This is a genomic window from Kitasatospora sp. NPDC001527, from assembly GCF_040298605.1.
Lineage (GTDB): Bacteria > Actinomycetota > Actinomycetes > Streptomycetales > Streptomycetaceae > Kitasatospora.
Genome location: NZ_JBEPAM010000050.1, coordinates 33,345 through 59,369 on the forward strand (window position 1 = coordinate 33,345; position 26,025 = coordinate 59,369).

A 26,025-nucleotide genomic window follows, 5' to 3' on the forward strand; every position below is an offset into this window, starting at 1 on the left:
CCCGGCCGGCGGCCCGGGGACTGCGGGGGTGCTGTCGGCTCAAACCCCGGCCAGCCGGTCGTAGAGGGCACCGAGGTCGGCGGCCACCCGGACGATGTCGTAGTGGCCGACCGCGGGGGGCCGGGGCAGCGGGTCGGTGGTGTGGCCGTCGAGGCGGCGCCGGTCGCGCAGGTCGCGCAGCGCGGCCGTGTAGGCGGCGGCCTCGGAGGGGATCCGGCGGGCCTGCGGGGCGGCGCCGGGCGGCAGTTCGTCCAGCGCCGGGCAGGCGCTGTGGCGCACCGGCAGGCCGGCCGCCAGCCCCTCCAGCACGCCGAGGCCGAAGGTCTCCTCGGCGGAGGGGGCGGCGAGCACGTCCAGGGCGGTGAGCAGGTCGGGCACGTCGTCGCGCTCGCCGGTGAGCACCAGGCGGTCGCGCACGCCGAGGGCGGCGGCCCGCCGCTCCAGGGCGGTCCGCTCGGGGCCCTCGCCGATCAGGACCAGGCGGGCCGCGCCGTCCAGCCCGGCCAGCGCCTCCAGCAGGACCGGGAAGCGCTTGCCCGGGACCAGCCGGCCGATCCCGCCGACCACCCAGCTCCCCGGTGGCAGGCCGAGTTCGGCGCGCACCCGGGCGCGGGTGGCGGCCCGGTCGGCGGACGGGCGCCGGTAGCGGGCGGCGTCGATGCCGTTGGGGATCAGCTCGACCCGGGCCGCCGGGACGCCCCAGGCGTGCAGGGTTCCGGCGACCTGCCGGGAGACCGCGACGGTGGTGGTGCCCAGACGTTCGGCGGCCAGGTAGAGGCCCTTGACGCCGCGGGTGACCGGGCGGCCCTCGATCACCCCGGCGTGCAGCGAGTGCTCGGTGGCGACCACCGCCCGCACCCCGGCCAGCCGGGCGGCCGCCCGGCCGTACAGTCCGGCCCGGTAGAGGTGGGTGTGCACCAGGTCGTAGCGCCCGGCCCGGATCCGGCCGGCCAGCCGGGGCAACGCGCCGACGTCCCGGTTGCCGCGCATGCCGAGGTGGTGGACGGTGACGCCCTCGGCGCGCAGCGCGGCGGCCACCGCACCGGGGTTGGTCAGCGCGAGCACCTCGCAGTGCTGGTGGGCCGGCAGGTGGCGGAGCAGCAGCTGGAGCTGGCGCTCGGCTCCCCCGGAGGCGAGGCCGGTGACGATGTGGAGGATCCTCACTGCCCTCTCCGGCGGCGGTCGGCGCGCGCCGCCAGGCGCTGGCGGCGCAGCTCGGCGACGGTGTCGCGCAGCCGGTGGCGGCCGCGCTTGGCGCGCAGGCGCCAGGCGCCGTCGCGGTCGCCGACGTAGCAGCGCGGCAGCGCGTACCGGCCGGTGAGCGGGGAGTGCCCGATCGCGCAGGCGTAGTCGTAGCCGGCGTCCCGGACGGCCTGGGTGGCGGCCAGGTCGACCGCGCCGTAGGGGTAGCAGAAGCCGGTGACCGGCCCGTCGACCACCTCCTCCAGGACCCGGCGGCTCTCCCTGGTCTGGGCGGCGAGGACGTCGGCGGGCAGGCCGGTGAGCGCCTGGTGGCCGAGGCCGTGCGAGCCGATCTCCCAGCCCGCGGCGGCGAGGTCGGTGACCTCCTGGACGGTGAGCAGGGTCTTCCGGGGGCCCTCGGTGTCCCAGTCGTTGGCGCGGCCGAGCAGGTCGGCGACCACGTACGCGGTGGCGGTGAAGCCGTACGCCTGGAGGATCGGCACGGCGTACCGGGCGAAGTCGGCGTAGCCGTCGTCGAAGGTGAGGCCGACCAGCCGGTCGGCCCGCCCGGCCGCCCGGGCCCGCATCAGCTCCCGCACCGAGACCCCGCGCCGGCCGCGCCGGTGCAGCCAGGCGATCTGCTCGGCGAACCGCTCGGGGCTGACGGTCAGCTGGTACGGGTCCTCCTTCTCGACGGCCACCGAGTGGTACATCAGGATCCACGGCGAGGTGGTCTCGGTGAGCGGCGCCTCGGGCAGCGGGCGCCGGCTTCTGGGCAGTTGCGCCGGTGGTCTGCGGATGGCGGAGCGCGGCGTACCGGTCCGTGACGCGTCGGTGCGCGGCAGGTCGGTGCGCCGGCCGACGGCCGCCGGGGCGGCGAGCCGGCGTGCGCCCGACGGGAACGACCGGACTGATCCCCGTTCAGCATCCATGGGGAGGCTTCCCTTCATCGGCGACAGGTGACGGGCCGGGGACCGGTCCCAGGACCCGCAGGGCGGCACGGACGGGGCCGCGGACCTCGCGGGCGCCCAGGCCGGTGCCCAGGGCGGCGAAGGCCAGCGCGACGGTGAGCCCGCCGAGCGCGGTGGAGAGCAGGGGGTCGGCGGCGAGGCCGGCGGCGGGCGTGCCGAGCGCGGCGGCGCCCGCGGCCGCGGCCAGCAGCCGGGCGTGGCCGCCGAGGACGCGGCGCAGCCGCAGCGGGATGCCGCGCAGGACCAGGCCGTGCAGCAGCAGCGCCGCGGTGGTGGTGATGCCGGCCGCGTTGCCGGCGGCCAGGCCGAGGGCGCCGAACCGGGGGGTGGCGAGCAGGCCGACGGTGACGGTGACGACCAGGCCGAGCGCCATGGCGGCGGCCGGGTACCAGTCGAGCAGCCGGCGTCCGCCGTCCTCGGGGCTGGGGTCGCCGGCCCGCCGGACCACCGGGCGCAGGGAGAAGTAGGGGCGGATCATCACGCCGATCAGCGCCTGGGCGAGCAGTCCGAAGCTGTAGACCCGGATGACGGCGGCGGTGGCGGCGGTGTCCCGGGGACCGAAGGCGCCGCGTTCGAAGAGCAGCTCGACCACCGAGGGGGCGCAGGCCATCAGGAAGGCGGTGCCGAGCAGGACGACCGCGGCCGCCTGGCCGAGGTCCTTCTCCACCCGGTCGCGGGCGGCGGTGACGTCCCCGGCGGCGAGCGCCCGGGCGACCAGCGGGAAGGTGACGGTGCAGATCAGGATCCCGGCCGTCATGGCGAGCTGGGAGACCTTGGCCGCGTAGTTGAGGTGCGAGATGGTGCCGGGCGGCAGCGCCGAGCCGAGGAACCGTTCGATGAAGACCTGGGCCTGGCGGGTGAGGGTGAACACGCCGACCGGCAGCAGGGCGAGCGGGATCAGCACCAGGGCGTTGCGGGAGCGCCGGGCGGCGCCGGGGCGGCCCGGGCCGGACCGCAGCCGGCGCAGGAACGGGCCGACCAGCAGGCCGGCCATCAGCAGGCTGCCGAAGGCCACCCCGATCGCGGCGGCGCGCACCCCCCACAGCGCGTGGCAGGTGAGCAGCACGCCGAGGATGCCGAGGTTGTAGGCGACGTAGATGCCGGCCGGGGCGGTGAACCGGTGGTGGGCGCGCAGGGCGGCGGCGAGGTAGCCGGCCACGCCGAACGGCAGCACGGTGATCGCGGTGATCCGGGTGCAGGTGACGGCGAGGTGCGGGTCGGCCAGGCCGGGGGCGAGCAGGCCGACGAGCCGGGGGGCGCCGAGCGCGGCCCCCAGCGAGAGGGTGGAGAGGGCGAGCAGCAGCCAGGGCAGGGTGGCGCGGACGAGCTGGCGCACCGGGTCGGGGCCGTCGGGGCGCTCCTCGCGGAGCACCAGGGCGAGCGCGAAGGCGGGCACCATGAGGAAGGACATGGCGTCCTCGATGAGCAGCGGCGCGGCGGTCTCGGGCACCGTCCAGGCGACCAGGAAGGCGTCGGTGCCCTGGTTGGCGCCGAAGTAGCGGGCGAGCAGGAGGTCGCGGAGCAGGCCGAGGGCGGAGCCGGCGGCGCTGAGGACGGCGGTGACGCCGAAGGCCCTGGCGAGGAAGCCGCGGCGCGGGCCGGCGGCGGGCGCGGCGGCGGGCGGTGCCTGCCGGGGGGCGGGCAGCGACGGGGAGCCGAGCGTGGTCGGCCGGTCGGTGGTCATGCGCCGGCTCCGGTTGTCGCCCGCTCGCCTCCGGGGCGCTCCGACCCGCTGCCCTTCGGCTCGGGGCGGGACGGGCGGGCCGGGCGGGTGGTCACGGGGCGGGCGGCGTGGGCGGCGAGGCCGAGGACGACCGAGGTCAGCACGGTGGTGGTGCCGCCGATGTCGGCGTAGAGGAAGTCGACCAGGACCCAGGTGAGCAGGGCGAGCGCGGCGAGGCCGGGGCCGCGGGCGGTGCGCAGGCAGCCGAGGAGCAGGCCGAGGAAGAGCAGGCCGTAGGCGGCGATGCCGAGGAGGCCCTGTTCGCTGAGCACCAGGAGGTACATGTTGTGCGGGGAGAGCAGCGGTTCGCGCTGGAAGCCGATGGTGGCGTCGGCGGCGTCGCTGCCGGAGGAGAGCCGCAACGGGGCGTGGCTGTCGCGCAGTTGCTGGAAGGCCTTGGGTCCGGCGCCGGAGACGGGGTGGTCCTGCCAGATCCGCCCGGCGGTGGCCCACAGGTCGTAGCGGTCGGAGACCGACTGGTCGGGGGCCTCGGAGACGGAGCCGATCGAGCTGAGCCGGGCGGTGACGCCGGAGCCGCCGAGGCCGAACCCGCCGACCAGGACGACGGCGGCGGCCGTGCCGAGCACCGCGCCACGGACGGCGAGCCGGGCGTCGGCGCGCAGCAGCAGGACGGCGGCGGCCGCGGCGGTGGCGATCCAGCTGCCGCGGCTGAAGGAGACGGCGAGCGGGAAGGCCAGGAAGGCGGCGGTGACGAACAGCGCCCGCCGCCACCGGGCGTCGCGCTCGCCGAGGCCCAGCGCCAGGGCGGCGAGCAGGCCGTAGCTGACGACGGTGGACATCGCCATGATGTCCAGGGCGCCGAAGGTGCCGACGGCGCGGATCGGACGGCCGGTGTAGGAGGCGCCGGTGCCGGTGAGGAACTGGTGGGCGCCGACCACGCCCTGGATCAGGGCGGCGGTCACGAACGAGCCGAGGACGAGCCGCTGGTCGGTGCGGTCGCGCAGGGAGCAGAGCACGGCGGCGGGCACGAGCACGAAGACCTGGGTGAGCCGGACGAAGCCGGTGAGGCTGGTCGCCGGGTCGATGGAGCCGAGGGTGGCGACCGCGGCGGCGAGCACGATCGCGCCGAACCGCACGGCGTCGGCGCGGCCGATCGCCGGGGTGCGCCCGCGCAGCAGGTTCACGGCGGTGAGCGCGACCAGGGCGAGCGAGGCGAGGTCGGCGGCCGTGACGTGGACGGCGGCGGCGACGTCCTTCTCCCCGGTGGGGACGCACACCAGCAGCACGGTGGCGGCGGCCGGCAGGCTGGGGCGTTCGTGGACGACGCGCCCCGCGCGCCGTAACAGCTCGGCGGGGCGCGGGGGTGCGGCGAGGGTCAGGGCCACGGCGTTGATCAGCTCCCGTCCGGGTGGAGCATGAGGGCCGCGGTGCGGCACAGGATCTTGACGTCCTGCCAGAGGCTCCAGCTCTCGATGTAGCGGTTGTCGAAGCGGGCCCGGTCCTCGATCGAGGTGTCCCCGCGCAGGCCGTTGACCTGGGCAAGGCCGGTGAGGCCGACCGGGACGCGGTGGCGGTCCGCGTACTCGGGGTAGGCCTGGCTGAACCGCATGACGAAGTAGGGGCGTTCGGGGCGCGGGCCGACCAGGCTCATGTCGCCGCGCAGCACGTTCCACAGCTGCGGGAGCTCGTCGAGGGAGCTGCGGCGCATCAGCCGGCCGACGGCGCCCATCCGGTGGTCCTGGGAGATGTTCCAGCGGGTGGCGGACTCGTGCTCGTTGCTCGGCCGCAGGGTGCGGAACTTGAGGACGGTGAAGACCCGGCCGTCGAGCCCGGTGCGCTGCTGGCGGAAGAGCACGCCGGGGCCGGTGTCGAAGCGGACGGCGAGCGCGCACAGGGCGAGGACGGGCGCGAGCAGCAGCAGGCCGATCGCGGCGGCGGTCACGTCCAGGGCCCGCTTGGCGGCCCAGCCGGGACGGCGCGTCGCGGCGCGGCCGACCCGCAGGCAGGGGAAGCCCCAGAGGTGGTCGGCGCCGGCCAGTCGTCCGGCGGCGAGCGAGCCGTACTCGCGCAGCGCGGGCACCAGCCAGACCTGGCAGCCGAGCCGGGCGGCGTCGCGGAGGGTGGCGGCGGTCTCGGCCTCGTCGGCGGCGCCGGCGGTGGCCACCACGTGGTGGACGCGGTGGCGGCGGATCTCGCGTTCCAGGACCTCGCGACCGCCGAGCACCGGCAGGTCGGTGTCGCCGGCGAGCAGCGGCGGGTCGGCGTCGAGGAAGCCGACCGGGCGCATCCCGTACTCGCCGCGCTCGCTGAGGGCGGCGGCGACCCGGCGGCCGAGCCGGCCGGCGCCGAGCACCAGGACCGGGCTGGGGCGGCTGCGGCGGATCCGGCGCACCAGGTGGTAGAGGAGGGCGCGGCCGAGGACGGCGAGCACCAGCTGGGTGCCGAGCAGGACGGTGAGCCGGGCCGGGGTGGCCGGGCCCGAGTCGGGCCAGCGGCCCTCCAGGCAGCCGGCGAGGCTGATCGCGAAGGCGGTGGCGACGACGGCCCGCGCGGTGAGGGCGGGCAGTTCGTCGAGCACGGAGAGGGTGAGCCGGGTGCGGTAGAGGCCGCCGGCCAGGTTGAGCAGGACCAGCAGGGGCAGCAGGGCGGCGACACCGAGCAGCGGTGCGACCCGCACGGCCGGGTCGAGGGCGCGGTTGGCGGTACCGGTGGCGGTGCACAGGGCGAGCGCGTCGACGGCGACCAGGGCGACGGGCAGTGCGAGCCGGGTGCGGACCGGGCGGCGGTGCCGGCGGGGCGGCGGGGCGGTGCGGGTCTGGGCGGACCGCGTCGGGCGGTCGAGCAGCCCGGTGGCGGGGCGGGGCGCTCCGGACAGGGGCCGGCCCGGCCGTGGCACGCTGTCGTGGTCAATGGTCATCGGCGGACGAACTCCCCTGCTGTGTGCCCGGGGTGACGGCGGTCCGGCACCGGTTGGCCCGGGGCGGCCGTCCCGGCCCGGTGAGTGCGGTCCTGACAGCTCCTGCTGCCGCTGACGGCATTCGGTTTTCCCGCGAATTCCCGGCGCGAAATCGAAACGAAGCAGGCAAACTCAGACGTTACCGAAAACCTGGTTGAATGCTGGAAGTTGACTTGCCGTTTCATTCCAGCCGCCCATTAATAGGTATTTCGGATTTAGCCCCCCACCCACAACCGGTGGAGGGTGCGAATACGTCGGCGCCTGAACGGCGGGGCATTCACGGCATGTGAAACGATCAGATCCGCTGCGGGACACGGGCCCGGCGCCGTCCGGGCACCGGCCCGGCGCCCAGCAGATCCCGGTAGAGCGCGTCGACCTGTTCGACGACCGATCGAACGTCATGACGGGCCGCGGCGTGCTCGCGCAGCCGGGCACCGCGTCGCTCGCATTCGATCGGATCGGACAGCGCTTCGGCCATTCGGGTGATGAGCGCGGAGACGTCCTCGGAAGGCACCAGGGCGCCGGCGCGTTCGGACGGCGGCAGGCACTCGCGGGCCCCGGGCACGTCGGTCAGCAGCACCGGCCGGCCGGAGGCCATCGCCTCCAGCGGGGCCAGCGCCATGCCCTCCCAGCGCGAGGGCAGCACCACCAGATCAGCCGCGGCCAGCCAGGGCCGCGGGTCCGCGACATCGCCGACCAGCCGGACCCGGGACGGCTCGGCGCCCTCCCGGACCACGGCGGCCAGCCGGGCCTCCTCCGGGCCGCCGCCGACCAGCGCCAGCCGGGCCGCCGGCACCCGGCGCCGCACCTCGGGCCAGGCGGCGAGCAGCACGTCCTGCCCCTTCTGGCGGCAGAGCCGGCCCACGCAGACCGCGAGCGGGGCGGCCGGCTCCAGGCCGAGCGCGATCCGGGCGGCCCGGCGGTCGGCGGGCGCGTAGTGGCGCACGTCCACGCCGTTGGGCACCACCGCCCAGTCGGCGTGCAGCCCGGCGGCGACGCCGTCGGCCCGCTCCTGGACGGAGACGCAGAGCAGCCGGTGCGCCCAGCGGGTCGCGTACCGCTCCCAGCGCAGGGTGGCGGCGGCGAGCGCGCCGTCCACGGCGGCGAAGGACCAGGCGTGCGGCTGGAAGACGGTCGGCACCGCGCCGCGCACGGCCAGCCGGCCGGCCAGTCCGGCCTTGGCGCTGTGCAGATGGAGCACGTCGGGCCCGGCGGCCCGGACGATCCGGCGCAGCCGCCAGACCTCGGCGGCGGTGGCCGGGCCGGGCGAGCGCCGGGCCGGCCACTCCTGGACCAGCGCGCCGACGGCGGCGGCCTCCTCGGCGAGCCGGCCGCCGGGCGGACAGGCGACCAGCACCCGGTGGCCGGCCTCGCGCTGACCGCGGACCAGATCGACCACGACGCGGGCCACTCCGCCGTCGACGGGCTGCGAGATGTGAAGGATCGTCATATGCACAAGCGGCGAGCCTAGGCTGGCCGCGCGGCGCCCGGTGGCCGTCGTCACCCGCAGGTGGCGGGGCGTCCACCCGTACGGCACGCCGCTCGTACGGGTGGACGAACTCGTCGAATTCCTGGACGAGTCGAGGGTGAGGTCCGAAAGACCGGAACCCGGTGGTCCAGCGGGGCTCAGCGGACCTCGGCGGCCAGGTTGGCGAGCACCTGGTCGTGGATCCGGTTCAGGCCCTTGGGCGCGAAGGTGCGCTCGAAGAAGCCGCCGATACCGGTCGCGCCCTGCCAGGTGGCCGTGACGGTGACCTTCGTCCGGCCCTCGCCGGCCGCCGCGACGGTCCAGGTGATCACCATGCTGGAGTTGGCGTCCTTCTCCACCAGCTGGTCCGGGCGCGGCGCCGAGACGGTGAACAGGCAGTCGCGGATCCGCTTCTCGGTGGCCTGCAGCTTCCAGTGCACCTGGGTGCCGGCCCCGGCGCCGCCGACCCGGACCTCGTACTCGCTGTACTGCTCGGGCAGCAGCTTGGGGCGGGTCACCTGGTAGTCGGCCAGGGCCTCGTACACCCGCTCGGGGGCCGCGTCGTAGACCCGCTCGGTGGTGGCCTGCACCTGTCCCATGGTCGTGCTCTCCTTGTACGGTCGTCCGGCGCCGGATTGTCGTCCGGGTGGTACCGGCAAGCCAATCACAGCGGACCCCGGACGGCGGGCGGCGCCCTCCCCGGCGGAGCGGACGTTAGGGTGGCGGATGTGCTCGAACAGGTGACAGCAGTGCGCTACGTCGACCCGCTGCGGGCCGGCGGTTCCGTGCCCGGTGTGGTGGAGACCGACGACCTGGGCACCTACGTGGTGAAGTTCAGCGGAGCCGCCCAGGGCCGCAAGGCGCTGGTGGCGGAGGTGATCGTCGGCGAGCTGGCCCGGCGGCTCGGCCTGCCGGTGCCCGAGCTGCGGCTGGTCGACTTCGACCCGGCGGTCGCCGACGGCGAGCCGGACCCCGAGATCCAGGAGATCCTGCGGGCCAGCCGCGGGCTCAACCTCGGCATGGACCTGCTGCCCGGCGCCCGCGACTTCCGGCCCGGCATGATCGAGGTCGACCCGGTCGAGGCCGGCCGGGTGGTCTGGCTGGACGCGCTCACCGGGAACGTCGACCGGACGGTGCACAACCCCAACCTCATGGTCTGGCACCGGAAGCTGTGGCTGATCGACAACGGCGCCGCACTGGTCTTCCACCACCGCTGGTCCGCCGCCGAGGCGTCCGTCGGCAAGCGGTACGACCTCAGCGCGCACGCCCTCGGCGGGTACCGCCCGGACGTCGCGCTGGCCGACGAGGAGCTCGGGCCGCTGGTCACCGTCGGGCTGCTGGAGGAGGTACTGGCGCTGGTACCGGACGCCTGGCTGGCCGACGAGCCGGGATTCGGCTCGGTCGGGGAACTGCGCCGGGCCTATGTGAACCACCTGGCGGCGCGGGCGGTGCTCTCCGCCGAGTGGCTGCCGGAGGGGTTCTCCACCCCGGAGCAGCTGCGCGAGGCGGAACGGCGGCGGGCGGCGCGGACCAGGGCGGGGCGGCCGGCCTGGCTGCGGGAGGTGCCGGACCTGCACGGCAAGCCGTCGGTGGAGACGGTCCGGGAGCACCACTTCGAGTGATCCGGGCACGCGAACGGGGGCGGGACTCGACGTCCCGCCCCCGTTCGGCGGCTCAGGGTGTCAGCCGGTCAGCCGTGGCTCACCGCCACCACTGGGCGGCCTTCTCGGCGTTGATGATGCCCGCGCCGTAGAAGCCGTTGTCGTCCACGCCGCCCTCGCAGGTGGCGGTCCACTCGCCGGCGCCGCCCGGGTTGTACGGGGCGGTCGGGCAGCCGTGCGACTCGGCCTGGTTGGTCAGCAGCTCGGTGAGCTCGTCCGCGTTGGCCCACGGGTGGGTGCTGGCGAGCAGGGCGAGCACGCCGGCGGCGTGCGGCGAGGCCATCGAAGTGCCCTGCATGTAGCCGTACTTGCCGCCCGGGATGGTGGACAGCACGCGGCCGTTCTGGTCCGGGGTGTTCGGGAGCTGGTAACGGCGGTCGCCACCGGGGGCGGCCACGGTGACCTTGTTCTTGCCGTAGCTGGAGTAGTACGCCTTCTCGCCGTTGACGCCCACCGAGGAGACCACGACGACGCCGTCCAGCTCGGTCGGCAGGTTCAGGCAGTCCTGGGTGATCGGGCGCTCACCGGGGGTGGTGTCGTCCGGGCTGGCGACGTCCTTGGTCTTGTGGGCCAGGTCGATGTTCTCGTTGCCGGCCGCGGCCACGTTGAGGACGCCCTTGCGCTGCGAGAACTCGACGGCGCGGCGGACGGCGGTGGTGATCGCCGCCTGGTCCGCGTCGTTCTGGCAGTTGAACATCCACGGGTCGACGAAGTAGCTGTTGTTCGTGATCTTGAACTTGTGCTCACCGGCCCAGACGAAGCCGCAGATCGCGTACTCCGGGTAGATGAAGCCGCCGTCGTCGACGACCTTCACCGCGGCGAGCTTGACGTTCGGGGCGATGCCCTCGATGCCCTTGCCGTTCTTGGCGGCGGCGATGCTGCCGGCCACGTGGGTGCCGTGGTCACCGTCGACGCCCGGCTGCCAGGCCTCCCAGGCGGTGTTCGGCTTGCCGCCGTCGATGCAGGAGACCGACTGCGAGGCGTCGATGTTGGCGGCGAGGTCCTCGTGGGTGCCGTCGATGCCGGAGTCCAGCACGCCGACGGTGACCTTGTCACTGCCCAGGGACAGCTTGTGGGCCTTGTCCACGCCGATCTGACGCATGTCCCACTGGTTGGCCCACAGGGGCTCCTCGCCGGCGGCGGCGGTACCGGTCGGGGCCGCGGCGACCTCGGCGACCCGGTCCTCGGAGGCGGTGATGCCCTTGGTCCGGCTGGCACCGACCGACTCGACGCCCTTGGCCTGCCGCAGCTTGGCGGCGAACCTGGTGTCGTTCGAGCGGGCGATCACCACGCCGATCTGCTCGTAGGAGTACACGACGGTGCCGCCGAGGGTCGTGATCGCCTTCTCGACCTTCTGCACCTGGCCGTGGTTGGCCTTGGTGTTGACGACGTAGCTGAGCAGCGGACCGGTCGTCGGCTCCGACCCGGAGGCCGCGACGGCGGTGCCGGACGGCAGCGCGAGGGCGCCGGCGGTGGCGAGCACGAGGCCCACTGCCGCGTACCGGGTCCGGCTGATCCGAGGAACACTCATAGGGGTTGGCCCTCCCGAGTCGTCATGCAGCAGCTGCGGTTGGCAGGTGCACTTGGAATGATCGGGACGCTAGTGAACAAGTGTTGCAATCCGCAAGAGGTAGTCATCTAATCGTCACAAATGGTCCACCCACGGAAGGTATGACTCCGCTCTTCCTGGGCAGGGCCGGGCGATCGGACGACCGCGGGAGCACACCGCGTCGGGAGCCACACCCTAGTCAGCGCGACCGAGGGGGGAACAGGAGTCCGGGGCGGCCGGAAGCGGCCAGTGGCGGATCGTCGCCAAGCGGCGGCGGCGGACGGTCAGAGCGCGTACAGTCGGCGGGCGTTGTCCGCCGCCACCCGGCGGGCCGGCCGCTCGGCGTCGGCCGCGGCGCACGCGCCGTCGGCGCGCCAGCCGTCCGGCAGGGCGCCCGGGCCGTGCCGGAACCGGGCCGCGCCGACCAGGTACGGCCCGGGCAGGCCGTAGGCGTCCGTGGAGAACGGCAACTTGCCGAACGGGACCGGCTCCAGCATCTCCCCGCGCACCGCCGCCGCGCGGGGGCCGACGTGGGAGGTGGTCAGACCGGGGGCGGTGTACCCCAGCGGGAAGGCCTGGGCCACCAGACAGGTGTCCGGGCCGGCGGCGGCCAGCAGCCGGCGGGTGGCCTCCGGGGCGCCGAGTTCGCGCCGCCGGGCGAGGTACTCCGCGGCCGGGGCGTGCGCGGGCAGCCCGGGCGCGGGCGGGCACCAGCGGCGGACCGCCAGGCCCAACGCGCCGTCGAACGGCGAGGCGCCCGGCGCGGGCGGACGGTCGGACTCGGTGAGCAGCCCCGCCGGCGCCTGGTCGGACAGCTCGGCCGTCGGCACGCCGTGGCAGTGGTGGTCGACCAGCGCCGGGACGTCCGGTGACGGCACCGGTCAGTACCGCCAGCGGGTGGCGGCGGCCAGTTCCTCGGGGGTGGCGTCGGCGTACTGCTCGCGCTCGGCCTCGCGGACGGCGAGCACGGCGCCGTGCAGCGGCTCGCCGAGTGCCTCGCGCAGCAGCGCGGAGCGGCGGAAGGCGGCGAGCGCCCCGGCGGGGCCGGAGGGCAGCCGGGGGACGGTGCCGGGCGCGGCCTGCGCCGGGTCGCCGGTGAACTCCGCCGGAAGCGCGAGGCGTTGGTCCAGCCCGGCGAGGCCGGCGGCGAGCACCCCGCCGACCGCCAGGTAGGGGTTGGCGGTGGCGTCGAAGCACTTGATCTCGGCGTTGGCGGCCGAGGCTCGCTCGCCGGTGGAGCCGGTGACCAGGCGCAGCGCGGCCTCCCGGTTCTCCAGGCCCCAGCACTGGTAGGCGCCGGCCCAGTGCGAGGGGACCAGCCGCAGATAGCTCGCCGGGCTGGAACAGCCGAGCACCAGCAGCTCGGGCAGCGCGCCGAGGACCCCGGCGAGGAAGCCCTCGGCCTCGGCGGTGAGGCCGTGCGGGCCCGGGCCGCCGTGGGCGAGGTTGTGGCCGTCCCGCCAGAGGCTGAGGTGGAGGTGGCCGCCGTTGCCGACCCCGCCGGCCTCGACCGCCGGGGCGAAGGAGACCCGCAGGCCGTGCCGGGCGGAGACGGCCCGCACGGTGTGCCGGATCAGCACCGAGGTGTCGGCGGCCTCGACCGGCCCCTCGGGGGCGACCGACACCTCGAACTGGCCGGCCGCGTACTCGGGGTGGATCTGGAGCACGGTCAGGCCCTGCTCGGTGAGGGCGCGGAGCACGTCGCGCAGGTAGTCGGAGAGCTCGGTGAGCCGCTGCATGCCGTAGGCCGGGCCCGCCGTCGGGTAGCGGGGCTCCTCCTGGGGCGGGCCCGCCAGCGCGACCACCCACTCGATCTCGATGCCGGCCTTCAGCGCCAGCCCGCGCTCGGCGGCGGCCGCGACCGTCCGGCGGGCGAAGAGCCGCTGGCAGCCCGGGTGCGGGGCGCCGCCCTGGGTGTAGCGGTCGCCCGGCGCCCAGGCCCAGCCCGGCTGGGCGGCGAGCGGGACGATCCGCTCGACGTCGGGGTAGAGCCGCAGGTCCCCGGTGGGGCCGCCGATCAGCGGGCTGGTGACGATGGTGTCGTCGGCGAGGAAGACGTCGAAGCAGGGGGCGGCGCCCACCCCCCACTGGGCGGCGTGCACCAGGCCGCCGAGCGGAACGGCCTTGACCCGGGCGATGCCGGCGTTGTCCACCCAGGTGACGGCGACGGCCTCGGCCCCGGCGGTGCGCAGCCGGTCGACCGCCGCCTGGGCGCGCTCCCCGCGCTCGGCCCGGTCGGCCCGGGGCGGCGGCACGGCGTCGCCCTCGGCCTGCCCGGCCGCCCAGGGGGTGGACCCGGAGGGGGGCTCGGGGCGGTCCGTGGCCACGGTTCCAGTGCTCATGGCCCCATGCTCCCCCGCCCCGTGGGGGCGCGTAACTCCCCTATCGGGTGGTCCGAACGGACGTCCGTCCACCGCCGTCCCCCGCGCGGGTGATCGCCCGCCGGTGAGCGGCGGAGAAACAGCGCCCGGCCCCCTTCCTACCGGCGAGTAGCTTCGCTACAGTGTCGGCACGCACCACCGTCGGGCTTCGGGAGCCGCACCGACGGGGGCGCCGTCCGCCGCGCGGGACTCGCGCGGAGCGGGCGGCGTGTGGCGGTGCTTTCGTTCACCGGCCGGTGCCGCGGATCGCGGCCGCGGCCGGGGCATCTCTCCTCCGAGTTCAGCGTGTGTTCAGAACCGCTTCCTCACGCGAGCGCCTGAGTACCACGGCACACCCCCAGCATGTCCGGAGCGGACCGGCGGCTGCGCGGTGGCCGCAACCGTCATCCCCCCGCCCCGCGCGCGGACCCTCCTCCGGGGGCGCGCCCTCCGGAGCGCGCGCGGGCCTTCCATGACAAGGAGTCAGGACTGATGGAGCGTCCCTTCCCCACGGTGGCCGTGGTCGGCCTCGGCACGATGGGTGCCGGCGTCGCGGTCGCGGTCGCCGGCACCGGCCGCCGGGTCATCGGCATCGAGGCCGACGCCGCCTCGGCCGCCCGGGCGCTGGCCCGGATCGAGCAGGCGACCGCGCACGCGGTGACCCGCGGGCGGCTCACCGCCGAGGAGCGGACCGGGCTGCTCGCCCGGATCGCCGTCGGCCACGCGCTGGACGCCGCCGCCGGGGCCGACCTCGTGATCGAGGAGGTCCCCGAGCAGCTGGAGCTGAAGCGGGAGGTCTTCGCCGAGCTGGACCGGATCTGCCCGGCCTCGACCGTGCTCGCCACCGGCACCACCGCGCTGTCGGTGACCCGGATCGCCGCCGCCACCGCCCGCCCCGACCGGGTGCTCGGCCTGCACTTCTTCAACCCCGTGCACACCATGAAGCTGGTCGAGGTGGTGCGCACCGTGCTCACCGCCCCGCAGGTGGCCGAGGAGGCCGCGGCCTTCGCCCGGGACCTCGGCAAGGAGCCGGTGGCGGCCGGCGACCGGGCCGGTTTCGTGGTCAACGGCCTGCTCTTCGCGTACCTCAACCAGGCCGCCGCGATGTACGAGTCCAAGTACGCCACCCGGGAGGACATCGACGCCGCGATGCGGCTCGGCTGCGGCCTGCCGATGGGCCCGCTGGCGCTGCTCGACCTGATCGGCGTGGACACCGCCCGCACCGTCCTGGAGGCGATGTACGAGCAGTCCAGGGACCGGCTGCACGCGCCCGCGCCGATCCTCGGCCAGCTGGTCGCGGCCGGGCTGCTGGGCCGCAAGACCGGCCGCGGCTTCTACACCTACGAGGCGCCCGGCTCCTCGAAGGCGGTCGACGCGGTCACCGGCCCGGCGCGGCCGGAGGCCCCCGGCCGTCCGGTGCGCAGCGTCGGCGTCTGCGGCTCGGGCACCATGGCCACCGGCATCGTCGAGGTGTTCGCCAAGGCCGGCTACCCGGTCATGCTGGCCGCGCGCAGCCTGGAGAAGGCCGAGCGGGCCAAGGCGCGGCTGGCGAAGTCCCTGGAGCGCTCGGTGGCCAAGGGCCGGCTGAGCGGGGAGCAGCGGGACGCCGCGCTGGCACTGGTCACGCCGGTCGGGCAGTACGGCGAGCTGGCCGAGGTGGACCTGGTGGTCGAGGCGGTCGCCGAGGACCTCGCGGTCAAGCGCGAGCTGTTCACCGCCCTGGACGCGATCGTCAAGCCGGGCGCGGTGCTGGCCACCACCACCTCCTCGCTGCCGGTGATCAGCTGCGCCTCGGCCACCACCCGGCCGCAGGACGTCATCGGCATGCACTTCTTCAACCCGGCGCCGGCGATGCGGCTGGTCGAGGTGGTCTCCACGGTGCTGACCGCGCCGGACGTCACGGCGACCGTGCTGGAGCTGTGCGCCTCGGTGCGCAAGCACCCGGTGGAGTGCGGGGACCGGGCCGGGTTCATCGTCAACGCGCTGCTCTTCCCCTACCTGAACGACGCGGTGCGGATGCTCCAGGAGCACTACGCGACGGTGGACGACATCGACACCGCGATGAAGCTCGGCTGCGGGTACCCGATGGGCCCGTTCGAGCTGCTGGACGTGGTCGGCCTGGACGTCTCGCTGACCATCGAGCAGGTGCTGCACCAGGAGTTCCGCGAGCCGGGTCTGGCGGCGGCGCCGCTGCTGGAGCACCTGGTGGCGGCGGGCTGCCTGGGCCGCAAGACCGGCCGCGGCTTCCGCGACCACGCGCGCCGGTGACCACGCCGCCGCCCCACGGGGGGCAGCCCGGCCGGCCGCCGTTCCGCCAGGAGCGGGCCGGCTGGGGGCCGGGCGCGGTCTCGGCGCACTGGCCCAGACCCGCGGTGAGCGGCCCGGTCGCCCCGGTGCGCCGGGCCAGGCCCGCCGGCGCGTCGCCGGGGACGTGTAGCGTTCCGGGCATGGATCGGGTTCAGTCAGTCTCCCCGCAGCAATCCGCGCCGGCACGCGACGGCCGACCGGCCGGGACCGGCCAGGACGGGGCCCCGGGCAGCCGCCGGGCGGCGGCGCAGCGCCAGCAGATGCGCCAGGACCTGGCCACCGCCGCCATGGAGCTGTTCGCCTCGCAGGGCTACGAGGAGACCACGGTCGACCAGATCGCGGCGGCCGCCGGGGTGGCCCGGCGGACCTTCTTCCGGTACTTCCGGTCCAAGGAGGAGGCGATCTTCCCGGACCACGACGACACCCTGGTCCGGGTGGCCGACCTGCTGGCCAGCGCCGAGCCCGAGGAGCACCCGCTGGACGTGGTCTGCCGGGGCATCAAGGAGGTGCTGCGGATGTACGCCTCCACGCCCGGGGTCTCGGTGGCCCGCTACCAGTTGATCCGTCAGGTGCCCGCGCTGCGCGAGCGGGAGATCGCCGTGGTGGCCCGGTACGAGCGGCTGTTCACCCGTTACCTGCTGGGCCGCTTCGACACCGCCGGGGAGATCCCCTCGGGCTGGCAGCGGGCCGGCGAGGACGACTCGATGCTGGCCGAGGTGTCGGCGGCGGCCGTGGTCGCGGCCCACAACCACGTGCTGCGGCGCTGGCTGCGGGCCGGCGGGCGGGGCGACGTCGAGGCGCAGCTGGACCACTCCTTCGAGGTGATCCGGCGGACCTTCTGGGCGTCCAGCGAGCCGGGGGCGCGGCGGCGCGGTGCCGTAGTGGCACCCGGTGCCAGTGTGACCGACGGGGAGCCCGCGACGGCGAGCGCACTGAGTGCCACCCCCGGAGGTGAGGTGCTCATCACAGTCGCCCGTACGGACGCTCCGCTGGACGTCGTGGTGGAGGCCGTACGGGCCGCCCTGGAGGGCGCCAAGCAGGCCTGAGCGCAGGCGTTTTCGCAGGTCACCGCAGTTTCGAGGGCCCGTGCCGAGGGATCGGCACGGGCCCTTTCGTCACCTCGGAACGGCCCTGCCACGGGCTCCGGAACCGGCCGGAATTGCTGGCACGCCGTGTCTTTACGAGTGGCACAGGGTGCCACTACCTTGTTACCCACCAGTCGCGGCGCCGCGGCTCCCCACCTCGGCGCGCCGTCGTACCGGCGTTCCCCCAACCCCGGGAGCGACCCACCGCAGTGCCAGGCCCACCAGCCGCCCACCCACCACCCCGTTCAGCGAAGCCGGTGTCCGCTCCCGGCTCCCCCAGACGCCCTGTGCCCTCGACACAGGTACGCCTTCGGAGGCAGCCATGAAGGAAATCCTCGACGCGATCCTCAGCTCCGACAGCACCTCGGCGGACTTCGCCAACGTGAAGCTGCCGGAGTCCTACCGGGCCGTGACGCTCCACAAGGACGAGGAGCAGATGTTCGCCGGCCTCGACAGCCGCGACAAGGACCCCCGCAAGTCCCTCCACCTCGACGAGGTCCCGCTGCCCGAACTGGGCCCGGGGGAGGCCCTGGTCGCCGTCATGGCGAGCGCCGTGAACTACAACACCGTGTGGAGCTCGATCTTCGAACCGGTCTCCACCTTCGGCTTCCTGGAGCGCTACGGCCGGCTCTCCCCGCTCACCAGGCGCCACGACCTGCCGTACCACGTCGTCGGCTCCGACCTGGCCGGCGTGGTGCTGCGCACCGGCGCCGGGGTCAACGCCTGGAAGCCCGGCGACGAGGTGGTCGCGCACTGCCTGTCCGTCGAGCTGGAGTCCTCCGACGGCCACAACGACACGATGATGGACCCGGAGCAGCGGATCTGGGGCTTCGAGACCAACTTCGGCGGCCTGGCCCAGCTGGCCCTGGTGAAGACCAACCAGCTGATGCCCAAGCCCGCCCACCTGACCTGGGAGGAGGCCGCCTCCCCCGGCCTGGTCAACTCCACCGCCTACCGCCAGCTGGTCTCGCGCAACGGCGCCGGCATGAAGCAGGGCGACAACGTGCTGATCTGGGGCGCCAGCGGCGGCCTCGGCTCCTACGCCACCCAGTACGCGCTGGCCGGCGGCGCCACCCCGATCTGCGTCGTCTCCAGCCCGCAGAAGGCCGAGCTCTGCCGGGCGATGGGCGCCGAGGCGATCATCGACCGCTCCGCCGAGGGCTACCGGTTCTGGAAGGACGAGCAGAACCAGGACCCGCGCGAGTGGAAGCGGTTCGGCGGGCGGATCCGCGAGCTGACCGGCGGCGAGGACGTCGACATCGTCTTCGAGCACCCCGGCCGGGAGACCTTCGGCGCCAGCGTCTACGTCACCCGCAAGGGCGGCACCATCGTCACCTGCGCCTCCACCTCCGGCTACATGCACCAGTACGACAACCGCTACCTGTGGATGTCGCTCAAGCGCATCGTCGGCTCGCACTTCGCCAACTACCGCGAGGCCTGGGAGGCCAACCGGCTGATCGCCAAGGGCAAGATCCACCCGACCGTCTCCAAGGTGTACTCGCTGGAGCAGACCGGCCAGGCCGCGCTGGACGTGCACCACAACAAGCACCAGGGCAAGGTCGGCGTGCTCTGCCTGTCCCCCGAGGAGGGCCTGGGCGTGCGCGACGCCGAGCTGCGCGCCAAGCACCTGCCGGCGATCAACCTGTTCCGTGAGCTCGACGAGCGGACCGTCCAGCACAGCCGTGAGCTCGACGAGCGGACCGTCCAGCCCGGCCGGAACATCTGAGGACGATCCGATGAGCGACCAGAAGCGCGACCGCCCCTGGCTGATGCGCACCTACGCCGGGCACTCCACGGCCGAGGATTCCAACGCGCTGTACCGGCGGAACCTGGCCAAGGGTCAGACCGGCCTGTCCGTGGCGTTCGACCTGCCGACCCAGACCGGCTACGACTCCGACCACGTCCTCGCCCGCGGCGAGGTCGGCCGGGTCGGCGTGCCGGTCGGCCACGTCGGCGACATGCGGACCCTGTTCGACGGCATCCCGCTCGAACAGACCAACACCTCCATGACCATCAACGCCACCGCGATGTGGCTGCTGGCGCTCTACCAGGTGGTCGCCGAGGAGCAGGGCGCCGACATCGCCAGGCTCACCGGCACCACCCAGAACGACATCGTCAAGGAGTACCTGTCGCGCGGGACGCACGTCTTCCCGCCCGGCCCCTCGGTGCGCCTGATCACCGACATGATCGCCTACACGGTCGGGAACATCCCGAAGTGGAACCCGATCAACATCTGCAGCTACCACCTCCAGGAGGCCGGGGCCACCCCGGTCCAGGAGATCGCCTACGCGATGTGCACGGCGATCGAGGTGCTGGACGCCGTCCGCGACTCCGGCCAGGTGCCGGCCGAGCGGATGGGCGAGGTCGTCGCCCGGATCTCCTTCTTCGTCAACGCCGGCGTGCGGTTCGTCGAGGAGATGTGCAAGATGCGGGCCTTCGGCCGGCTCTGGGAGAAGGTCACCCGCGAGCGGTACGGCATCGAGGACCCCCGGCAGCGCCGGTTCCGCTACGGCGTCCAGGTCAACTCGCTCGGCCTGACCGAGGCGCAGCCGGAGAACAACGTCCAGCGGATCGTGCTGGAGATGCTCGCCGTCACCCTCTCCAAGGACGCCCGCGCCCGCGCCGTCCAGCTGCCCGCCTGGAACGAGGCGCTCGGCCTGCCCCGCCCCTGGGACCAGCAGTGGTCGCTGCGGATCCAGCAGGTGCTCGCCTACGAGTCCGACCTGCTGGAGTACGGGGACCTCTTCAACGGCTCCGAGGTCGTCGAGGCCAAGACCGCCGAGCTGCTGGCCGGCGCCGAGGCCGAGATCGCCAAGGTACTGGGGATGGGCGGGGTCATCCCGGCCGTCGAGTCCGGCTACCTGAAGTCCAACCTGGTCGCCTCGCACGCCGCCCGCCGGGCCCGGATCGAGTCCGGCGAGGACCGGATCGTCGGGGTGAACTGCTTCGACACCACCGAGGAGAGCCCGCTCACGGCCGACCTCGACACCGCGATCATGGTCGTCGACCCGGCCTCCGAGCAGTCCGTGCTGAACGCCCTGGAGGCCTGGCGCGGGCAGCGCGACGAGGCCGCCGCGCTGCGCGCCCTGGAGGAGCTCAAGGCCGTCGCCGCGACCACCGCGAACCTGGTACCGGCCACCCTCGCCTGCGCCCGCGCCGGGGTCACCACCGGCGAGTGGGCCTTCGCCCTGCGCGAGGTGTTCGGCGAGTACCGCGCGCCCACCGGCGTCGGCGGCGCCCCGGTCGCGGTGGCGGCCGAGCCCGGCGGCGAGCTGGCCGCGGTCCGCGAGGCCGTCGCCGCGACCGCCGCCGAGCTGGGCACCGGCAAGCTGCGCCTGCTGGTCGGCAAGCCCGGCCTGGACGGGCACTCCAACGGCGCCGAGCAGATCGCCGTCCGGGCCCGCGACGCCGGGTTCGAGGTGGTCTACCAGGGCATCCGGCTCACCCCCGAGCAGATCGTCTCGGCCGCCGTCGCCGAGGACGTCCACTGCGTGGGCCTGTCGATCCTCTCCGGCGCGCACTCCGAGCTGGTCCCGGACGTGCTGCACCGGCTGCGCCGGGCCGGGGTGGAGGATGTCCCGGTGATCGTGGGTGGCATCATCCCGGCAGCGGACGGCGAGGTCCTCAGGGCCGCCGGCGTCGCCGCCGTGTTCACCCCGAAGGACTTCGGCATCACGACCATCATCGGCCGGATCGTGGACGAGATCCGGCTGGCCAACAGGCTCCAGCCCTGGACGCCCGCCCCGGCCACGACGACCAGCTGACCCGGAAGGAACCACCCGCTCATGTCCCACCCGTCGCCCGCCACCACCCTTCTTTCGAGCGGCTCCGCCGCGACCCCCGACCGCCTGCGCCCGCGCCGCTCCTGCCTCGCCGTCCCCGGCAGCAACCCGCGCTTCCTGGAGAAGGCCCAGGGCCTGCCCGCCGACCAGGTCTTCCTCGACCTGGAGGACGCCTGCGCCCCGCTGGTGAAGGAGAGCGCCCGGCACAGCATCGTCGACGCGCTGAACAACGGCGACTGGGGCGGCAAGACCCGCGTCGTGCGGGTCAACGACTGGACCACCCACTGGACCTACCGCGACGTGATCACCGTCGTCGAGGGCGCCGGCCCGAACCTCGACTGCATCATGCTGCCCAAGGTCCAGGACGCCGAGCAGGTCAAGGCGCTCGACCTGCTGCTCACCCAGATCGAGAAGACCATGGGCTTCGAGGTCGGCCGGATCGGCATCGAGGCGCAGATCGAGAACGCCAAGGGCCTGATCAACGTCGACGCGATCGCCCAGGCCTCGCCCCGGCTGGAGACCGTCATCTTCGGCCCGGCCGACTTCATGGCCTCGATCAACATGAAGTCCCTGGTGGTCGGCGAGCAGCCGCCCGGCTACCCGGCCGACGCCTACCACTACATCCTGATGCGCATCCTGATGGCCGCCCGCGCCAACGACCTCCAGGCGATCGACGGCCCCTACCTGCAGATCCGCAACCAGGAGGGCTACCGCGAGGTGGCCGGCCGCGCCGCCGCGCTGGGCTTCGACGGCAAGTGGGTGCTGCACCCGGACCAGGTCGCCGCCGCCAACGAGATCTTCTCGCCCTCCCAGGAGGACTACGACCACGCCGAGCTGATCCTCGACGCCTACGACTGGTGCACCTCCGAGGCCGGCGGCTTCAAGGGCTCCGCGATGCTCGGCGACGAGATGATCGACGAGGCCAGCCGCAAGATGGCGCTGGTCGTCTCCGGCAAGGGCCGCGCCGCCGGTCTGCAGCGCACCTCCAAGTTCGAGCCCCCGCAGGCCTGAGCACCGCCCTCCCGAGACCCCAGAGGAACCAGCCACATGCAGTTCGGACGCACCTACGAGGAGTTCGAGGTCGGCGCGGTGTACAAGCACTGGCCCGGCAAGACGGTCACCGAGTACGACGACCACCTCTTCTGCCTCCTCACCATGAACCACCACCCGCTCCACCTGGACACCAACTACGCGGAGCGGACCACCGACTTCGGCCGCAACGTGGTGGTGGGCAACTACGTCTACTCGCTGCTGCTCGGCATGTCCGTGCCGGACGTCTCCGGCAAGGCGATCGCCAACCTGGAGATCGAGTCGCTGCGGCACGTCGCGCCGACCTTCCACGGCGACACGATCTACGGCGAGACCACCGTGCTCGACAAGTGGCCGTCCAAGTCCAAGGACGACCGCGGCATCGTGTACGTCGAGACCAAGGGCTACAAGCAGGACGGCACGGTCGTCTGCGTCTTCCGCCGCAAGGTGATGGTGCCGACCGCGACCTACATCGAGGCGCGCGGCGGCGAGCAGCCCGGCCGCCCCGCCCCGCTCGGCTGAGCCCGGCTCCTCCCCCAGAGCCCCGGACGGGCCGGCCGCCGTCATCGGCCGAGCCCCACCCGGTTCACGGGGGCTCCGCGGAAGCCACGCCCGCGGAGCCCCCGTCCACTCCTTCTCCCCCCCTCTCCTCTTTTCCCCCAGGCATGACAGGAGCCGCACGATGGGACGCCTCGCACAGACCGACGGCCTCACCGAGATCCAGCGGGACATCCTCGCCACCGTGCGCGAGTTCGTCGACAAGGAGATCATCCCGGTCGCGACCGAGCTGGAGCACAAGGACGAGTACCCGACCGCGATCGTCGAGGGCATGAAGCAGCTCGGCCTGTTCGGCCTGACCATCCCCGAGGAGTACGGCGGCCTCGGCGAGTCGCTGCTCACCTACGCCCTGGTGGTGGAGGAGATCGCCCGCGGCTGGATGTCCGTCTCGGGCATCGTCAACACCCACTTCATCGTGGCGCACATGATCAACGCGCACGGCACCCAGGAGCAGAAGGACCACTTCCTGCCGAAGATGGCCGCCGGCGAGATCCGCGGCGCCTTCTCGATGTCCGAGCCGGGTCTGGGCTCCGACGTCGCCGCGATCAGCACCAAGGGCGTCAAGGAGGAGGGCGGCGAGTTCTACGTCCTCAACGGCCAGAAGATGTGGCTGACCAACGGCGGCACCTCCACCCTGGTCGCGGTGCTCTGCAAGACCGACGAGGGCGGCTCCACCCCCTACAAGAACATGACCACCTTCCTGATCGAGAAGACGCCGGGCTTCGGGCCGAACCCGACCGTCCCGGGCCTCACCGTGCCCGGCAAGATCGAGAAGATGGGCTACAAGGGCGTCGACACCACCGAGCTGGTCCTCCAGGACGTCCGCGTCCCGGCGAACCGGATCCTCGGCGGCGTGCCCGGCCGCGGCTTCTACCAGATGATGGACGGCGTCGAGGTCGGCCGGGTCAACGTGGCCGCGCGCGGCTGCGGCGTCGCCCGCCGGGCCTTCGAGCTGGGCATCGCCTACGCCCAGCAGCGCACCACCTTCGGCAAGAGGATCGCCGAGCACCAGGCGATCCAGTTCAAGCTCGCCGAGATGGCCACCAAGGTCGAGGCCGCCCACCAGATGATGGTCATGGCGGCCCGCAAGAAGGACGGCGGCGAGCGCAACGACCTGGAGGCGGGCATGGCCAAGTACCTGGCCTCCGAGTACTGCAAGGAGGTCGTCGAGGACTCCTTCCGCATCCACGGCGGCTACGGCTTCTCCAAGGAGTACGAGATCGAGCGGCTCTACCGGGAGGCCCCGATGCTGCTGATCGGTGAAGGTACTGCGGAGATCCAGAAGATGATCGTCGGGCGCCGGCTGCTGGAGGAGTACCGCATCGCGGAGTGATCCCGGGGCCGCCGAAGCCGCCGGTCGACGGGCGTGCGGGCCCGTCCCGGCACCGTGCCGTGCCCGCCACCCGGGTGCCTGGTCCGCACCGGGTCGGGCACGGCCCACCGAAGCGGCCGCAGGGCGTACAGCTGCTGTCACGCGCCCTGCGGCCGCTTCGGCCTACCGGTTCCACGCCCTCGACGGGCAGCTCCCGATGGGCCACTCGGGCATGGTTGAGACAAGAGTCACCAGCTTCGCCCGGTCCCTTGGGAACCGGAGCGGGGCGAGCTACGGTCGTAGCAAGGGGACGCACCTGCGTCTCCGGCAGGTCACATGACGAGCAGGCGGGTTGCCCACCCACCGTCTGCTCCCGATAGCATCCACCGGGACAGCAGACGTCCCTCTATTACCCGATCCCGCGGTGGCCCCCGTCCAGCGGCCATGATCCCCCGCGACAAAGGTCTTCGATGCCCATCAGCCCGTCCCCTCACACCTCCGTCACGGACCGCGATGCCCTCGCAGCCACGACGGCCGGTCGGCGACCCCGCGTGACCATCGCGCGCGGAGCCACCCCCTGGTTCGTCCCCACCCTCGCCACGGCCGCCGTGACCACCGCCCTCACCCGGCGCAGTGGCAAGTGGGCCCTGGCTGCGGTACCCGCCTGCGCGCTCGGCGCCGGCATGCTGTGGTTCTTCCGCGACCCCGAGCGTGAGATCGGCACGGGCAGAGTGATCTCCCCCGCCGACGGCGTGGTCCAGAGCATCGACGCGTGGCCGGACGGCCGGACCCGCGTGGCGATCTTCATGAGCCCGCTCAACGTCCACGTGAACCGGGCCCCGCTGCCCGGCACCGTGACCTCCGTCGAGCACGTGCCCGGTGGCTTCGTGCCCGCGTTCAACAAGGACAGCGACCAGAACGAGCGGGTCGTCTGGCACTTCGACACCGAGCTCGGCGACATCGAGATGGTGCAGATCGCGGGCGCCGTGGCGCGCCGCATCGTGCCGTACGTGGACGCCGGTACCAAGGTCGAGCAGGGCGAGCGGATCGGTCTGATCCGGTTCGGGTCCCGGGTCGACACCTACCTGCCGGCCGGCGTCGAGGTCGGCGTCGAGGTCGGCCAGAAGACCACCGCCGGGGTGACGCGCCTTGACCGTGACTGATCCTGAGACGATCGTCGGCCTGGACGACGAGGAGGCGGTCCTGCGCCGCCGCCGCTGGGCACGCGACCGCGAGCTTCGCGCGCCGCGCTCGCCGCAGCACCTGTCGACCGCCGACTTCCTGACCCTGGGGAACGCCGTCTGCGGCTTCCTGGCGATCTACTCGATCACCACCGGGGTGCTCGTCCCGCACATCACCAACCCGGACGCCGCGCCGGACAAGCACAGCGCCGCCACCGCGGTGACGCTGCTGCTGATCGGCTCGATGTGCGACCTGTTCGACGGGCTGGTGGCGCGCAAGCTGCGCTCCTCCGCGCTCGGGGCCGAGCTCGACAACCTGGCCGACCTGATCAGCTTCGGCATCGCGCCGGCCTACTTCGTCGCGGTCTGGGGCATGGTCTCGCCGGGCTCCAACAGCCGCCTCTCGGCGCTGATCGCGCTGACCGTGCTGCTCGCGGTGGTCCTGCGGCTCGCCCGCTTCTCCGCCGTGAAGATGCGGCCCGGGGTGTTCCAGGGCATGCCCTGCCCGATGGGCGCCATGACGGTGATCGCGATCGTGCTGCTCGACCCGCCGTTCCTGCCCGGTCTGCTCGCCATCTTCGGCGCGGCGTACCTGATGGTCAGCCGGATCGAGTACCCCAAGCCGCAGGGGCTGCTGGCCACCGCCACGCTCTGCTGGATCGTCGTCTCGATCGGCTGCCTGGCGGCCTGGGCGACCGGTCTGCCGGGCGGCGACAACCTGCTGCACATCGGCGCGTTCGCGCAGATCGCGCTCGCCGCGATGGCGCCGCTGCTGGTCATCCGCCGCAAGGTGGGGCAGAAGGTCGGCGACGTCCGGGCGCGCCGCGCGGAGTCGCGGATCGGCTGACGCCCCTCGCGCGGGCATGCGGAAGGGCCCGGCTCCCCTCGGGGGGCCGGGGCCCACCCCCTGCCCCCGCACACGCGGGGGGGGGGCGGGACC

At 73.9% G+C, this 26,025-nt stretch carries 19 protein-coding genes and 1 pseudogene; 10 read left to right on the forward strand and 10 right to left on the reverse strand.

Annotation, left to right across the window (positions count from 1 at the left end; all coding sequences use genetic code 11):
* Positions 1 to 39: 39 nt before the first annotated feature.
* The 7 genes from ABT238_RS31945 to ABT238_RS31975 form a co-directional block, all read right to left on the reverse strand.
* On the reverse strand, positions 40 to 1,164 hold the full coding sequence (locus tag ABT238_RS31945; protein ID WP_350802238.1) for a glycosyltransferase: 1,125 nt from the start codon (positions 1,162 to 1,164) through the stop codon (positions 40 to 42).
* Positions 1,161 to 2,114, reverse strand: a complete 954-nt coding sequence (locus ABT238_RS31950; protein WP_350569476.1) for a polysaccharide deacetylase family protein — start codon at positions 2,112 to 2,114, stop codon at positions 1,161 to 1,163. The genes ABT238_RS31945 and ABT238_RS31950 overlap by 4 nt, the downstream gene beginning before the upstream one ends.
* On the reverse strand, positions 2,104 to 3,837 hold the full coding sequence (locus tag ABT238_RS31955; RefSeq protein ID WP_350569474.1) for a lipid II flippase MurJ: 1,734 nt from the start codon (positions 3,835 to 3,837) through the stop codon (positions 2,104 to 2,106). The genes ABT238_RS31950 and ABT238_RS31955 overlap by 11 nt, the downstream gene beginning before the upstream one ends.
* Positions 3,834 to 5,222 (reverse strand): O-antigen ligase family protein, encoded by a 1,389-nt coding sequence (locus ABT238_RS31960; RefSeq protein WP_350569472.1) that lies wholly within the window; start codon positions 5,220 to 5,222, stop codon positions 3,834 to 3,836. Before ABT238_RS31960 ends, ABT238_RS31955 begins: the two co-directional genes overlap by 4 nt.
* 8 nt (positions 5,223 to 5,230) lie before the next feature.
* Positions 5,231 to 6,754 carry an exopolysaccharide biosynthesis polyprenyl glycosylphosphotransferase gene (locus tag ABT238_RS31965; protein ID WP_350569470.1) on the reverse strand — a complete coding sequence of 508 codons (1,524 nt, stop codon included), beginning with the start codon at positions 6,752 to 6,754 and terminating at the stop codon, positions 5,231 to 5,233.
* A 334-nt stretch (positions 6,755 to 7,088) separates the two neighbouring features.
* Positions 7,089 to 8,243: a glycosyltransferase gene (locus ABT238_RS31970; RefSeq protein WP_350569468.1), complete on the reverse strand. Its 1,155-nt coding sequence runs from the start codon at positions 8,241 to 8,243 to the stop codon at positions 7,089 to 7,091.
* Between the two features lie 176 nt (positions 8,244 to 8,419).
* A complete protein-coding gene (locus ABT238_RS31975; protein ID WP_350569467.1) occupies positions 8,420 to 8,860 on the reverse strand; it encodes an SRPBCC family protein in 441 nt (146 codons plus the stop codon).
* Positions 8,861 to 8,989: 129 nt separating this feature from the next.
* Here ABT238_RS31975 and ABT238_RS31980 point away from each other — a divergent pair, with 129 nt between their 5' ends.
* Positions 8,990 to 9,883, forward strand: coding sequence for a HipA family kinase (locus tag ABT238_RS31980; protein WP_350802239.1), 894 nt, complete (start codon positions 8,990 to 8,992; stop codon positions 9,881 to 9,883).
* Positions 9,884 to 9,962: 79 nt separating this feature from the next.
* On the opposite strand, the gene ABT238_RS31985 is transcribed toward ABT238_RS31980, so the two are convergent.
* The 3 genes from ABT238_RS31985 to ABT238_RS31995 form a co-directional block, all read right to left on the reverse strand.
* Positions 9,963 to 11,453 (reverse strand): S8 family peptidase, encoded by a 1,491-nt coding sequence (locus ABT238_RS31985; protein ID WP_350569465.1) that lies wholly within the window; start codon positions 11,451 to 11,453, stop codon positions 9,963 to 9,965.
* A 302-nt stretch (positions 11,454 to 11,755) separates the two neighbouring features.
* Entirely contained in the window at positions 11,756 to 12,349 is a 594-nt protein-coding gene (locus ABT238_RS31990; RefSeq protein WP_350802240.1) for a hypothetical protein, read from the reverse strand.
* 3 nt (positions 12,350 to 12,352) lie between these two features.
* On the reverse strand, positions 12,353 to 13,813 hold the full coding sequence (locus ABT238_RS31995; protein ID WP_350802241.1) for a type I glutamate--ammonia ligase: 1,461 nt from the start codon (positions 13,811 to 13,813) through the stop codon (positions 12,353 to 12,355).
* A gap of 510 nt (positions 13,814 to 14,323) precedes the next feature.
* Here ABT238_RS31995 and ABT238_RS32000 point away from each other — a divergent pair.
* From ABT238_RS32000 to ABT238_RS32040, 9 genes and pseudogenes are all read left to right on the forward strand, one after another.
* Positions 14,324 to 16,099: a 3-hydroxyacyl-CoA dehydrogenase family protein gene (locus tag ABT238_RS32000; RefSeq protein WP_350569459.1), complete on the forward strand. Its 1,776-nt coding sequence runs from the start codon at positions 14,324 to 14,326 to the stop codon at positions 16,097 to 16,099.
* Between the two features lie 179 nt (positions 16,100 to 16,278).
* Positions 16,279 to 17,184: a TetR family transcriptional regulator gene (locus ABT238_RS32005; protein WP_350569458.1), complete on the forward strand. Its 906-nt coding sequence runs from the start codon at positions 16,279 to 16,281 to the stop codon at positions 17,182 to 17,184.
* A gap of 361 nt (positions 17,185 to 17,545) precedes the next feature.
* A pseudogene (ccrA, locus tag ABT238_RS32010) lies at positions 17,546 to 18,880 on the forward strand (crotonyl-CoA carboxylase/reductase); the annotation flags it as partial.
* Positions 18,881 to 18,959: 79 nt separating this feature from the next.
* Positions 18,960 to 20,987, forward strand: coding sequence for an ethylmalonyl-CoA mutase (locus ABT238_RS32015; RefSeq protein ID WP_350569457.1), 2,028 nt, complete (start codon positions 18,960 to 18,962; stop codon positions 20,985 to 20,987).
* Between the two features lie 21 nt (positions 20,988 to 21,008).
* Positions 21,009 to 22,016, forward strand: a complete 1,008-nt coding sequence (locus ABT238_RS32020) for an HpcH/HpaI aldolase/citrate lyase family protein (RefSeq protein ID WP_350569456.1) — start codon at positions 21,009 to 21,011, stop codon at positions 22,014 to 22,016.
* Between the two features lie 36 nt (positions 22,017 to 22,052).
* Positions 22,053 to 22,556: a MaoC family dehydratase gene (locus tag ABT238_RS32025; protein ID WP_350569454.1), complete on the forward strand. Its 504-nt coding sequence runs from the start codon at positions 22,053 to 22,055 to the stop codon at positions 22,554 to 22,556.
* Positions 22,557 to 22,716: 160 nt separating this feature from the next.
* Entirely contained in the window at positions 22,717 to 23,925 is a 1,209-nt protein-coding gene (locus ABT238_RS32030) for an acyl-CoA dehydrogenase family protein (protein ID WP_350569452.1), read from the forward strand.
* Positions 23,926 to 24,374: 449 nt separating this feature from the next.
* Positions 24,375 to 25,067 (forward strand): phosphatidylserine decarboxylase, encoded by a 693-nt coding sequence (locus ABT238_RS32035; RefSeq protein ID WP_030398303.1) that lies wholly within the window; start codon positions 24,375 to 24,377, stop codon positions 25,065 to 25,067.
* Positions 25,054 to 25,932: a CDP-alcohol phosphatidyltransferase family protein gene (locus ABT238_RS32040; RefSeq protein WP_502884341.1), complete on the forward strand. Its 879-nt coding sequence runs from the start codon at positions 25,054 to 25,056 to the stop codon at positions 25,930 to 25,932. Before ABT238_RS32035 ends, ABT238_RS32040 begins: the two co-directional genes overlap by 14 nt.
* Positions 25,933 to 26,025 lie beyond the last annotated feature (93 nt).